Annotated in this window: 8 protein-coding genes; 1 reads left to right on the top strand and 7 read right to left on the bottom strand. The window is 65.8% G+C overall.

Annotated elements, in window-relative coordinates; all coding sequences use genetic code 11:
* Positions 1 to 25: 25 nt before the first annotated feature.
* From ACP4XC_RS00905 to ACP4XC_RS00925, 5 genes are all read right to left on the bottom strand, one after another.
* A complete protein-coding gene (locus ACP4XC_RS00905; protein WP_427173012.1) occupies positions 26 to 1,213 on the bottom strand; it encodes an MFS transporter in 1,188 nt (395 codons plus the stop codon).
* The gene (locus tag ACP4XC_RS00910) at positions 1,210 to 1,983 is read right to left on the bottom strand and encodes a DeoR/GlpR family DNA-binding transcription regulator (protein WP_427173013.1); all 774 of its coding nucleotides are present in this window, start codon (positions 1,981 to 1,983) and stop codon (positions 1,210 to 1,212) included. The genes ACP4XC_RS00905 and ACP4XC_RS00910 overlap by 4 nt, the downstream gene beginning before the upstream one ends.
* 55 nt (positions 1,984 to 2,038) lie before the next feature.
* A complete protein-coding gene (locus tag ACP4XC_RS00915; protein WP_427173014.1) occupies positions 2,039 to 4,906 on the bottom strand; it encodes an FAD-binding and (Fe-S)-binding domain-containing protein in 2,868 nt (955 codons plus the stop codon).
* A gap of 196 nt (positions 4,907 to 5,102) precedes the next feature.
* A complete protein-coding gene (locus tag ACP4XC_RS00920; protein ID WP_427173015.1) occupies positions 5,103 to 6,785 on the bottom strand; it encodes an ABC-F family ATP-binding cassette domain-containing protein in 1,683 nt (560 codons plus the stop codon).
* A gap of 34 nt (positions 6,786 to 6,819) precedes the next feature.
* On the bottom strand, positions 6,820 to 8,838 hold the full coding sequence (locus tag ACP4XC_RS00925; protein WP_427173016.1) for a penicillin-binding transpeptidase domain-containing protein: 2,019 nt from the start codon (positions 8,836 to 8,838) through the stop codon (positions 6,820 to 6,822).
* 164 nt (positions 8,839 to 9,002) lie between these two features.
* Here ACP4XC_RS00925 and ACP4XC_RS00930 point away from each other — a divergent pair, with 164 nt between their 5' ends.
* Positions 9,003 to 9,611 carry an NAD(P)-dependent oxidoreductase gene (locus tag ACP4XC_RS00930; RefSeq protein WP_427173017.1) on the top strand — a complete coding sequence of 203 codons (609 nt, stop codon included), beginning with the start codon at positions 9,003 to 9,005 and terminating at the stop codon, positions 9,609 to 9,611.
* A 22-nt stretch (positions 9,612 to 9,633) separates the two neighbouring features.
* Here ACP4XC_RS00930 and ACP4XC_RS00935 read toward each other — a convergent pair whose 3' ends face one another.
* Both ACP4XC_RS00935 and ACP4XC_RS00940 read right to left on the bottom strand, forming a co-directional pair.
* The gene (locus ACP4XC_RS00935; protein WP_427173018.1) at positions 9,634 to 11,073 is read right to left on the bottom strand and encodes a phytoene desaturase family protein; all 1,440 of its coding nucleotides are present in this window, start codon (positions 11,071 to 11,073) and stop codon (positions 9,634 to 9,636) included.
* A complete protein-coding gene (locus ACP4XC_RS00940; protein WP_427173019.1) occupies positions 11,066 to 12,535 on the bottom strand; it encodes a glycosyltransferase family 87 protein in 1,470 nt (489 codons plus the stop codon). The genes ACP4XC_RS00935 and ACP4XC_RS00940 overlap by 8 nt, the downstream gene beginning before the upstream one ends.
* Positions 12,536 to 12,568: the final 33 nt, after the last annotated feature.

Genomic DNA, 12,568 nt, shown 5'->3' on the forward strand with positions numbered 1-12,568 from the left:
CGGCGTGCCGTGTCACCGCCGCGTCCTATTGGACGCGCAGTGGTTTAGCCGCACCGGCGAGCAATAGCGCAACCAGAATGGGCGCAAGGATGGCCAGCAGAGCCTGATGTATCCCGGTGAGGTCTCCGAGGTAGCCAAGCAGCGGCGGCCCCGCGAGGAATGAGATGTATCCAAGGGTGGACACCACCGAAACCCTTGCCGCGGCATGCCTGGGATCATCGGCTGCGGCGGACATTCCCATCGGAAAGGCCAATGCGGCGCCGATGCCCCAAAGCGCCGCGCCGGCCCCAGCCAGCCAGAGGTTTCCGGCAAACACAAAGAGCCCCAGGCCGGCGGCTGCCGCTGCCATGCTGGCCCGGAGCACGGCCACCCGGCCGTAGACGTCGATCACCGCTCCTCCAAAGAAACGCATGGCAGTCATGGCCAGCACGAAGACAGCGAATAACAGGGCGCCCGACGACTCCGAGGTGCCGAGTCCATCCACTGAAGCCTTGGCGATCCAGTCATTGCCCGCCCCTTCGGTCAGCGTCGCCCCCAGAACCACCACGCCGATCAGGAGGGTGCGGCCATCGCGCCACGCGGACGGTCCCCTGGGCGCCCGCGCGGCGCCGTCGCCGGACACCTCTGCCGGGATGTGCGGCAGGAAATATCGCGGGGCGAGCATGGTTGACACCGCTACGACGCCGGCGATCACCAGTAGGTGCAGGGGGAGTCCCACGCCCATGTTGGACAGACCGGCGCCGATCAGCGCTCCGGCAAAGGCGCCACCGCTGAAGGCGGCATGGAATTGGGGCATGATGGTGCGTTTGAGCCGGTGCTCGACGTCGGCACCTTCAATGTTTTGGGAGACATCCCAGAGGCCAATCCCCACGCCGAAGAAAAACAGTGCCACGGCTGTTCCTGGAATCGACTCAGCTGTCAACGAGAGGGCAACACCGATCCCGGCCAACGCGGCCAGAAGCCCGCTGGCGCGCAAAGTGTTGGCCGTTCCAATCCGGCCAACCACCCCTCCAGCAGTGGGCAGTGCAAGGAGTGAGCCGATGGCTGTGCACAGCAGAAGTGTGCCCATCTGCCCCGACGTGAGGTGAAGGATGTCCGTGACGGCAGGGATGCGGGCTGCCCAACTGGCGAACACCAGGCCATTGACCCCGAAAACCAGAAACGTGGCGGCGGCCGCCGCGTTGAGTTTTTGGGAGGATACGGCGATGCTCATACATTCACTACCTTCACTGAGATTTGTCCAAGCTGGTCGAGTTCCGCCGGGCTGAATGACCGGTCTGTAACGATGACATCCACGGCGTGCATGGGCGCGACGAGTGCAACGGCGCTGGTGTTCCACTTGGATCCGGAGCAGGCCAAAACCACCCGTCCGGCGGACTCCAGGCCCGCGCGCTTCACCGCGGCGTCCTCGAGATCATGTGCCAACAGTCCATCCTTGAGGCTCACCGAACATGGAGTCACCACCGCGGTGTCGAAGCGGAGCGTGCGGATGCTGGCCTCAGCCAGGGGACCCCGCAAGGAGAGTTCGCCGGGAATCAGGCTGCCGCCGGGAAGCAGCAGAGCAGGCTGATATCCCTCCGGCTGGTTGTCCGCTGTCAGGACATTCGCCGCGCGGAGCGACATCGGCATCACCGTGAGATTCCGGTGGCGCAGCTTACGGGCAATCTCGGTCGCGGTGGTTCCACTGTCCAGCCACACATGCTCCCGGTCGGCCAGCAGCGCCGCCACCGCCGCCGCGATCCGGGACTTGGCGCCTTGCTGCTCGAGCTCGCGCTGACCATAGCCCGGATTTTCACCGCGCAGAACCAGGCTCTTCGCGCCCCCATGGATCCGCCGCAATACCCCATTGGCTGACAATGTCTCGAGATCGCGACGGATCGTGGCCCCGGACGCGCCGCACTCGGCCATCAACTCGTCGACGGTAACCTCGTTGCGGTACCTCAGCAGCTCCCCGATCAGGAGGTGCCGATCTTCACTCTTCATGCTCAAACGCTAACGTAAACTGCTCAATTAATCAGAATTTTGAGCTTTTCGGTCTTTACCCCTCATGGTCCGCCTCGCTGCCAGGTGATTTCCCACCCCGCGTGACTTGCTCAAGCAGTTCCAGCACATGCCGGTATTCGGAACCTGTGGCACGGGTCATCCCCAGCTCGCAGGTTCTGTTGCACGAGGCGTGGGCTGAGGCCCCCATCTCCTTGATCTCGGCGCCCTGCTTCCGGGTTGCGGAGGCCGTCAGCTCGGGGTGCAGCATGCCACGGTCTCCGGCAAAGGCGCAGCAGCCCCAGTTTTCGGGAACTTCGACCCGGTCGGCAACAGCTTTGGCCACGGTCTCCAGGGCACTGTTGATTCCCATCCTGGTGGAGGAGCAGGTTGGATGGAGGGCCAGCGAAGTCAACTTTTCATGATCCGGAAGCTTCGGCAGGATGTGCTCCGCCGCGAAGTCGACCGCATCCACTATCCGGAACGGATGCTGTCCCGGCAGCGGGTCGGCATCCTCGAGAGACTGGCGGAGCCCTTCAGTGCACGAGGACGCGTCACAGATGATGGGAAGCTCGCCGCCTAGGCTTGCTGCATTGAGTGCCGCCAAAGCTTTGTCCCGCATGGTCCTCCGGCCCGCCACCATGCCCTTTGAGGACCAGGGCGTGCCGCAGCACAGACCATCGATTCCCTCGGGGACAAGCAGACGGATCCCCGCGCGGGCGCACAGCTGTTCAAAACTGTACTGGACCCCGGTCGCCTGGGCGGTGGCCGGCACGGAGCCGGCCGGTCCGAACATGGTGCCCACGCATGCCGGGAAGTAGACGGCGTCCGCCCGGCCTTCCGGCGTCGGCCTTTTCCGCACCGAACCGCCCCGGGGCAATTCGGGTGAGTACAACGGCACCGTGTCAGTGCCGAGGAGCGCCCGGACGGCCGCGTTTGGCGGCTGCACAGCGGCGGGTGGAAGCTTGTCGACCAGCGTCAGCGCGATCGATGCCCCCCGCGTCACGCCTTCCCAATGCTTGGCGGCAGCGTTCCACAGGCCGTTGGCCGCGGGGCCGGCGCCGGACTTACGGAGATCTTTGACCAGCGTGCCGGTGTTGATGTCCACGGGGCAGGCTGTCTGGCACATGCCGTCCACGGCGCATGTCTGAACCGAGCTGTAGTCGTAGTCCTTCTCCAGGTCTTTCACCAGCGCCACGTCTCCCGCCAGCCGCGCGGCCTCGATGGCCCGGAGTGTCACGATCCGCTGACGGGGTGTGAGGGTGATGTCCTTGCTGGGACAGACCGGCTCGCAATAGCCGCAGGAGACGCACCGGTCCACTTCCTCGGCAACGGGCGGAGCCGTTTTGATGTGGCGCAGATGCGCACGCGGGTCATCGTCCATCAACACGCCGGGGCTGAGTATCCCGGCCGGGTCGAACAGTTCCTTGATGCCGCGCATAACGCCATAGAGCTCCTCGCCATACTGCCGGCGCACATAAGGTGCCATCACGCGGCCGGTGCCGTGCTCGGCCTTGAGGGATCCGCCTTCGCCGAGGACAAGGTCCACCATGTCCTCGGTGAACGCGCTGTAGCGGTCCAGTTCGGCTGCCGAAGCGAAGCCATCGGTAAGCATAAAATGGACGTTGCCGTCCTTGGCATGGCCAAAGATCACGCTGTTGCTGTACCGGTATTTGTCGAACAGGCCGACCAGTTCCCGGCAGGTGCGCCCCAGCACAGGCACCGGCACCACAATGTCCTCAAGGAGCGCGGTGGTCCCCTGCGGGCGGGCGCCTGCCACGGAGGCATACAACCCCTTGCGCAGGTGCCACAACTGGTCCCGGGCTGTCGGGTCCACCGTAAACCGGGCCTGGGCCGAAAGTCCGAGGTTGCCGAGCATGGCCTCCGCGCCGTGCTGGAGCTCCGCAAGGGCGTCCGCGTTGCCGGCCGAATACTCCACCAGCAGGGCGGCGTGGTCCCGGACCGCCAGGTCCTGTATGACGGCGGGGGTCCCCTTGAGGGTTTGTCCCACCTTCAGGGAGAGGGCATCCATGAGTTCAACTGTTGCCGCCCCGGTGTGCACCAGGGCAGGCAGGGCCGTGTTGGCTGCCTCGAGGTCCGGAAAGACCAGCAGCCCGGTGGCGGCGAAAGGCAAGCGCGGAATGGTCCGGAAGACCGCCTCCGCCACGAAGCCAAGCGTGCCCTCGCTGCCGACCATCAGGTGGGTCAGGATGTCCACGGGGTTCTCGAAGTCCAGCAGCGAGTTCAGCGCGTACCCCATGGAGTTCTTCATGGCGAACTGCTCCCGGATCCTCCGCACGGAATCACTGTTCTGCCGTACCCGTTGGGCCAGCCGGGCCAGCCCTTCGTAGAGTGCCGGTTCCAGCGTGCGCAGCCTCTCGCCGGCGTCCGGTGCCCCGGTGTCGATCAGCGTCCCTGAGGGCAGCACCACGGTCAGCGACTCGATCGTTTGATAGGCGTTGTCCACGGTGCCGCAGTTCATGCCTGAGGAATTGTTGGCAACCACCCCGCCGATGGTGCAGGCGGCTTCGCTGGCCGGGTCGGGGCCGAACTTGCGCCCGTGCCGGGCCAGACGGGTGTTCAGGGCCCTGACGGTGACGCCGGGCTGCACGCGCACGCGCGCACCGCCGTCGAGCACTTCAATATCCTTGAAGTTGCGCCGCACATCCACCAGCACGCCGGCCGTGACCGCCTGGCCACTGAGGCTGGTGCCGCCGGAGCGGAAGGTCAGTGGCAACCCGTGGGCAGCACTGGCCCGCAGCAGCCCGGCCACCTCCGCCGCGTTTCCGGCCATCACCACGGCCTGGGGGATGAGCAGGAAGTGGGAGGCATCGTGGGCGTTCGCGTGCAGGTCGATTGCCCGTGTCTTTACCTGGGCGGGATCGGCCACGGCCGCGCGTAAGCCGGCCAGGTGCATGTCAGTCATCAGGGAACCATCCAGCCAATTATCGGCGTCGATTGGGGGAAGATTAGCACGGTGATCAGCGCCGGCAGTGCGACGCTCCAGCACACCAGCTAGCGGAACAGGGTGCCCTTTCAGCCGCCAAGCCCCACTGCTGCCGAGGCTGCAGCGAGATTCTGCAGGGCAAGCATCTCGCCCACGCTGCGATCACCCGGCGGGGCTACCGCGCGCGCTCCACGCGTTTCTCGTCCCACACGGGCTCCTCGGACTCGTACACCTTGCCGTCGGATCCAAAGACCAGGAAGCGGTCAAAGGTCCGGGCAAACCAGCGGTCGTGGGTGACGGCCAGGACCGTGCCCTCGAAGTGGTCTATTGCCCGTTCCAGCGCCTCGGCTGAGTGCAGGTCCAGGTTGTCCGTTGGCTCATCCAGCAGCAGCAGCGTGGCGCCGGAGAGCTGAAGGAGCAGGATCTGGAACCGGGCCTGCTGGCCGCCCGAGAGCGACTCGTACTTTTGTTCCGATTGCCCGGCGAGCCCATATCCGTCAAGCGCGCCGGCGGCGGCTTCACGACCCATGCCGGAACGGTGCTCGTCGCCCCGGTGAAGGATCTCCAGCAGGGTCTTCCCGAGCAGGTCGGGGCGGACGTGCGTCTGGGCGAAGAATCCGGGGCGGATGCGGGCGCCGAGTTTGACCGTGCCCTCGTGCGGGACCTCCGCGATCTCGACGTCGGACACCGGCAGGTGCTCACGCTCCGGATCGGTTCCTCCTGTGGCCAGCAGCCTCAGGAAGTGGCTCTTGCCCGAGCCGTTCGAACCGAGCACGCCCACACGGTCCCCGAACCACACTTCGGTGGAAAAGGGCTTCATGAGCCCGGTCAGTTCGAGCTTTTCGGCAACGACGGCGCGCTTGGCCGTGCGGCCGCCTTTGAGCCGCATCTTCACGTTCTGCTCGATCGGCAAGGCCTCGGGCGGACCGGCCTCCAAGAACTTGGCCAGGCGCGTCTGCGCGGCGTGGTACCGGTTGGCCATGTCCGAGCGGAACGCAGCTTTGTTCTTGTACATGTTGACGAGTTCCTTGAGCTTCACGTGCTCTTCGTCCCACCGTCTGCGCAGCTCCTCGAACCGGGCGTTTCGGTCCGCGCGCGCCTCCACGTAGGAGCCAAAGCCGCCGCCGTGGACCCATGCCCCGGCACCGTTGATGCCTGGTTCGAGCGTCACGATCCGGCCGGCGGCGTTGTTCAGCAGCTCGCGGTCGTGGCTGATGAAGAGCACCGTCTTCTTGGATTCGTTGAGTTTGGCCTCGAGCCAGCGCTTCCCCGGGACATCGAGGTAGTTGTCCGGTTCGTCCAGGAGCAGCAGCTCATCCGGGCCGGCGAAAAGGGCCTCCAGCACCAGACGCTTCTGCTCGCCGCCGGAGAGACTGGACGCCGGGCGGTGTTGCGCCCGGTCGAACGGCAGCCCGAGTGCGGCCATGCAGACCTCGTCCCAGACGGTCTCGACGTCGTAGCCGCCGGCGTCGCCCCAGTCCACAATCGCCTGGGCGTAGGTCATCTGGGTGGGCTCGTCGTCATGCTCCATCATGGCGAGTTCCGCCTCGTCCACGGCCCGCGCGGCAGCGGCCAGCGCGGGTGGTGCGGCGGAAACCAGCAGGTCGCGGACCGTGGAGTCGTCCCGGACCTGGCCGACGAACTGGCCCATGATGCCCATGTTTCCGGACCGTCCGATCACGCCCTCATCGGGTGTGAGGTCCCCGGAGATGATCCGGAAGAGCGTGGTTTTACCCGTGCCGTTTGGGCCAATCAGCGCCGTCTTGGTGCCGTCGGGCACTTTAAAGCTCACCCCATTGAGCAGCTGTGTGCCGTCGGAGAGGAAGTAGTCGATGCCGGAAACGTCAATATGGGCCACGCGTTCAATCTTCCCACGGCCCGACGCCGCATTTTTAGCCGGCCTGGGTGAGGAACTCCTTGAGCAGCGGCCCGGAGGTGGTGGCACCCAGCCCGCCGTCCTCCACGAACACGGCTACGGCCAGGTCGCCGTGCACAGCCACGATCCAGGCATGCGTCTTGGGCGGGTTCTCCTTGCCGAACTCGGCCGTGCCTGTCTTCGCTCCCACCGGAGCTCCCGGCACCGAGGCCAGGAAGCCGGCGTGTCCGGACGTCACGACGGCGCGCATCATGTCCGCCAAGGCCGCTGCTTCCGCTGCAGTCACCGGCTTATCGGACGTTTTGGCCGGAGCCAGCGCAGTGGCCGACGGCGATGCATCGCTTCCCTGCGCCGGCGAGGTTGCGTCCATCGTCGGGACGGCTGTGGCCGTCGGCGCGGTGGCGGCTGGCGCCCCCGCGTCCGGAGCGAGCACAAGCACGGGGGACACCGGAGCCCCCTTCGCCACTGAGCCGGCCATCACAGCGGCCGCCAGCGGGGATAGCAGCACCTTGCCCTGGCCGATCATGGATGCCGCATGTTCAGTCCCCTCGGCCTCGCCCGGCACTGAGCCAAGGAAGGCTGCGGCTCCGAGGGCGGGCGCTTCAACCGCCACGCCCAGGGACGTTGCGGCGGACTCAAGCTGGGCCTGGCTAACGGCGTCACGGGTCGAAATGAACGCCGTGTTGCAGGAGTGGGCAAAGGCGTCCCGCAGTGTAACGGAGCCCAACGATCCGGCCGGATATCCTTCGGCATTCTTGAAGGTGCGGCCGTCAACGGTCAGGGTGGGGGTGCACTCCACCTTGGAATCGGGGGTCATCCCGTTGCGGATCAGGGCGAGGGAATCCACTATCTTGAATGTTGAACCCGGGGCGTACTGGCCCAGCATGGCGGTGTTGTAGCCATTGCTGCCCGGGCCGGACGCGGCAGCCAGCACGGCGCCACTGGAGGGGCGCAGGGCCACGATGGCCGAGGCTGGGCCGACCTTGCCCAGGACGTCCTCGGCCCACTGCTGCAGCTTCGGGTCGAGTGTGGTTTTCACCGGAACGCCGGGTTTAGCGGGGACCTCGAAGACCGTGCGCCGCGGATCTTGCGGGGCCGCTTTGATCTCGGCTGTGGTGAGCCCGGCTTTCTGCGCCCGGATCACCACCTTGTCCGTCCCGCGCAGCTGCGCATCGTATTGCTGTTCCAGGCCACCGTTGCCGGTCACGTCCCCGGCGGAGAGTACGCCGCCGGATTTCTCGATCTGTTCGGCACTCGCCTGGGCAACGGAGCCCAGGACGGCCCGGGCAAAGGTGCGGGTCGGGGCCAGGGGCAGACTGTCCCTAATGGACCGTGCGCCGGGAATCGCGGCGATCTGCTCGTCAGAGACGGTACGGTTGCCGTCGTCGCGCAGGGTAATGGCGGTAACAAAGGCCTCAGCGCCGGACGCCTCCACCTGTTTGACGTAGGCGGCTTCGTCCACGCCCACCAGTTGGGCAAGCTTCGTGGCTGCGGCGGCGATGTCCCCGCCCCCAACCTGCGGTTTGTCGATTCCCACGTTAACAACGGGCCGGTATGCGACGAGCTGGGCGCCGCCCGCGCCCAGGATGTCCGCGCGTTGAGGCGATTCGGCCGCCTTGCTGAGGATCTCCCCCTCGGCGAGCTCAGGCACCAGCATGGCCGGATTCCATGTGGCACGCCAGGTGTCCCCGGATTTTTTGAGCTGGGTGGAAACGGAGTATTTCCACTCCCCGGATCCGATCTTCCAGCTGTAGTTCAACGGAACCGTAGCAGTGTCACCTTCCAGCTTCATGTCGCCGGCAGCCACTGCGGGTTTAGCCGGCTCGAGTGCCTTGAACACCTCTTTGAGCTGGTCATTGGCAGCGGCGGCATCCTTGCCGTCGAAGGCGATCGAGCCGACGTCCAAGGCAGAGATGGCCGAGGCAAGCTCCTTCGCGGCGTTGTCGGCCTTGGAGCGGCCGTCATCACAGGCCACCACCGACCCGCCAATGATCAGTCCCACAAGAGCAAGCGAAAGTTTCTGAAAGTTCCCCATGGCGCCATTATGCCCGGTCGCCACACCGAAGGCCTTGTCACAATCCCCGACGTAAACGGCCGCTCCGTCCGGCCGCAACGCCAAAAGCGTCTCCCCGTTCCTTTTACGCCCTCGGTATCCTTTAAATACTGTGAGCTTCAGCGAAGCCCGGCTCAAGGAGTGACATGAAAATCGCAGTGTACGGAGCAACGGGGATGGTGGGCAGCAGGATTGTCCGGGAGTCGTTGCGCCGCGGCCACGAAGTGACCGCAATATCCCGCACGGGCGCCGGAGTTCGGGGCGCCACGGCCCGCAGCGCTGATTTGGCGGATGCTGACACCTTCGCCGACGTCGCACGAAATCACGACGCCGTCGTGTTGGCAACGGTGCCCAGCCGCACGGGCGGTGACCATGGCGAATGGCTGTCCGCCATGAAGTCAGCATTCAATAACGCCGGCACCACGCGGCTCTTGGTCGTTGGAGGAGCAGGATCGCTGGAGGTGGGCGGCGTCCGCTTGTGTGATTCCCCGAATTTTCCGGAGCCCTATAGGCCCGAGGCCCGGACCATGGCTGCGGCGTTCGATGCCGTTCGAGCGGCCCCTGAGACGCTGGACTGGACCATGCTCTCGCCGGCCCCCGCCTTGGTGCCCGGAGAACGCACCGGCCGTTATGTCACAGCCGTCGATACGCCCGCTGGTGCCGCAATCTCGGTGGAGGACTTTGCTGTGGCCATGCTCGACGAGATCGAGTCCCCGTCACACCGCCGGGCACGCTTTACCGCGGCTAACCCCTGACCCTGCCGATCCGGCTCGCCGGCTAGAGGCCGAGTGACGGGAGCCCCAGCCCGTACATATCCTTCAAGGCATATCTTGCCGCGTGGTAGCCGGACATCCCGGTCACGCCGGGGCCCGGCGGCGTCGATGACGAGCACAGGTACACGCCGGACAGGGGAGTGCGCCATGGCACCGGACTCAGCACGGGCCGCTGGATCAAGCCACGAACGTCCATCAGCCCGGCACCGAAGTCACCCCCCACATAGTTCTCGTTGTAGTCCGCCAAGGCCGCAGCGGTGGTCACCTTGGACTCGACCACCAGGTCGCGGAATCCCGGGGAAAAGCGTTCAAGCTGGGCGATCACCGCCTCGCCCATGTCCACCGTTGAGCCGGCAGGAACATGGCAGTAGGTCCATAGGATATGCCGGCCGGCCGGTGCCCGGCCAGGGTCAAAGCGGGACGGCTGCGACACCAGCACGTAGGGCCGCGCCGGATGACGTCCGGCGGCCACCAGGCGCTCGGCTTGGGCTGTTTCCGCGCGGGTCCCGCCGATGTGCACCGTTCCTGCATCGGAGAGCTCGGCCGCGCTCCATGGCACGGGCCCGGAGAGAATGAAGTCCACTTTGCAGGCGGCGTTACCGAAACGGAAGTTCTCCAGGGAACGGCGGTATCCGGACGGCAGGTCGTCGGCGGCCATCCGTCGCAGGGCGGGGGGCGCAACATCCAACAGGGTCGCCTTCGCCGCGGGCAACTCCTTGAGGGATCCGATCCGGGTCCCGGTGTGGACCGTTCCTCCGTGGGTTTCAAGGTCTGCCAACATCGCCTGGGCGATCGATGCTGAGCCTCCCACCGGAATCGGCCAGCCCTGAACGTGCGCGAGGGTTCCCAGCATCAGGCCGGCGCCGGCAGAGGCAAGCGACGGCAGGGGTGCCACGGCGTGGGCTGCCACACCGGCCAGGAGAGCGGGGGCCAACTCTTCCCTGAACCGCAGGTTCCAGGCACGGGTGCCCTGTTCCAGCGTTCGGAGCCCCAACATGGCAGCCGCCACGGGGTCCCGGGGAATCCGGAGGAGTTGATTCAGTGTCAGTTCTGTGACCTGCTCCACCCGGCGCACCAGGGGTTCCATCAGCCGGCGGTAAGCTCCGCCGTCCCGGCCCAATTCCGCCGCCGTGCGGTCAAGGGACCTGTACGCCAGCGCGGCGCGGCCACCATCCAAGGGTGAGCCAAAGGAAAGTTCGGGCGTCCGCAGCTCGATGCGCCTGGACAGTTCGAAGTCCTGGAAAAACGGTGAGGCCAGGGCCATGGGATGCACGGCGGAGCACACGTCGTGGAAGTGGCCGGGGCGCATCAGTTCAAGGGTCCGGACCCCGCCGCCAACAACGGAGTCGGCCTCGTAGACGTGGACCTCTAATCCGGCGCGGGCCATGACCACCGCGGCGGCGAGTCCATTGGGTCCGGATCCGACAACTGCCACATCAACCATGGACGGCCTCCTTGGGACGGGGCCACACCGACTTGCCCGGATGCACCGGATCCAGCCGCAGCCAGTCGGCCGCTGTGTTGAACGGACCGCCTTGTGGATCATCGACGCCCTGGAACCTGATCACATCAAGCCGGGGTTCCCAGACCTCCCAGGAAACTCGCCACATCAAATATGCCGTTGCCGACATATGAAGGATAACGGCCAGGACGTAGTAGGGCATATCAATATTGTGCTGGGTGGCGCCTCCGCTGGTCACTTGACCGAGATACATCCAGACGGCCGCCCAGTGGATCCCCTCGATCCCCTGCCAAACCAGAAAGTCGCGCCACCGGGGGCGGGCCAGCGCCAGCAGGGGAATAAGCCAGATGACGAACTGCGGCGAGTACACCTTGTTGGTCAGGATGAACGCCGCCACAATCAGGAAGGTCAGCTGCGCCACCCTCGGTCTGCGCGGTGCCGTCAGCGCGAGGAGGGCGATCAGCACACAGGCCAGCAGGAAGAGGTTGAGCGCCATGCTGTTTATGACGTCTGGCCCCAGAGGCCGCCAATTCAGCCGTTCGGCCACGAGGTTGAAGGCGAACCAGGGCGAACTGTAGCCGGCGGGCCTTTCCTGCGTGAACTGGTAGAAGTACTTCCACCCCGCGGGGTTTAGGGCGGCGAACGGGATGTTGACAGCAAGCCAGGTTCCTGCCGCGGCGGCTGCGGTCACCATCAGTGGCCGCACCTTGCCCGTACGCATGGCCAGCAGCAGAAGCGCACCGAAAATCAGCACCGGGTAGACCTTGGTGGCTGTGCCCAAACCGATCATTACCCCCGCCAGCACCAGACGCTCCCGGGAGAAGAAATACATTCCAACCGCCAGCAATCCCACGGCCCACATGTCCCAGTTGATCACCCCGGCGAGGATGATGCCCGGGGCAACCGCCACCATGGCCGCGTCCCACGGCCGCCTTCGGTTCATCCGTGCGGTGGCCAGAACCGTGATCATCCAAACAACGGCAATCAGGGTGGCGTTAACGTCGAAGTAGCCGAGAATTCTGGCGTCGTCGACTCCGTGCCCAGGGACCAGCAGTGCCGTAACGCCTGCGATCAGACCCATCAGGACCGGGTATTCGAAGAAGCTCCCTGGCGTGAGAAAGGGAAAGGCGCCATCGCCGAGGCCCCGGCTGCGGAATAGTTCGGGAAAGTCCGAGTAGCAGGTGGAGTAGAACTGCGACGGAGACGTCCAACCGTTGACCCGGCAATAGTCTTTGACCACGATGCTGGCGAACGCCGCCAGGACCGTGAGGATGATGAGAACCCGCTCGACGGTAAAGACGCCGGGCGCCACCAGACCCGGCGCCGCCCGGCGCCCCAAGGGTCCGCCGACGAGTTCCGTGAAGTTCCGCAGCAGGAGGTCACTTCGGCTCGGGATGACCAGGCGTGCCCGTTTTCGGTTCGCCGGCGGCAATGTCTCCTGCATGCCTTGAGCTTACCGTTGCCCTTGGGGCCCGCG

Origin of the sequence: Arthrobacter sp. 92, from assembly GCF_050260325.1 — a bacterium.
GTDB lineage: Bacteria > Actinomycetota > Actinomycetes > Actinomycetales > Micrococcaceae > Arthrobacter.

Excerpts from the sequence above, each read along its gene's own strand:
- ACP4XC_RS00910 (WP_427173013.1), bottom strand. The coding sequence starts at position 1,983 with ATGAAGAGTGAAGATCGGCACCTCCTGATCGGGGAGCTGCTGAGGTAC.
- ACP4XC_RS00930 (WP_427173017.1), top strand. The coding sequence starts at position 9,003 with ATGAAAATCGCAGTGTACGGAGCAACGGGGATGGTGGGCAGCAGGATT.
- ACP4XC_RS00925 (WP_427173016.1), bottom strand. The coding sequence starts at position 8,838 with ATGGGGAACTTTCAGAAACTTTCGCTTGCTCTTGTGGGACTGATCATT.
- ACP4XC_RS00940 (WP_427173019.1), bottom strand. The coding sequence starts at position 12,535 with ATGCAGGAGACATTGCCGCCGGCGAACCGAAAACGGGCACGCCTGGTC.
- ACP4XC_RS00905 (WP_427173012.1), bottom strand. The coding sequence starts at position 1,213 with ATGAGCATCGCCGTATCCTCCCAAAAACTCAACGCGGCGGCCGCCGCC.
- ACP4XC_RS00935 (WP_427173018.1), bottom strand. The coding sequence starts at position 11,073 with ATGGTTGATGTGGCAGTTGTCGGATCCGGACCCAATGGACTCGCCGCC.
- ACP4XC_RS00915 (WP_427173014.1), bottom strand. The coding sequence starts at position 4,906 with ATGACTGACATGCACCTGGCCGGCTTACGCGCGGCCGTGGCCGATCCC.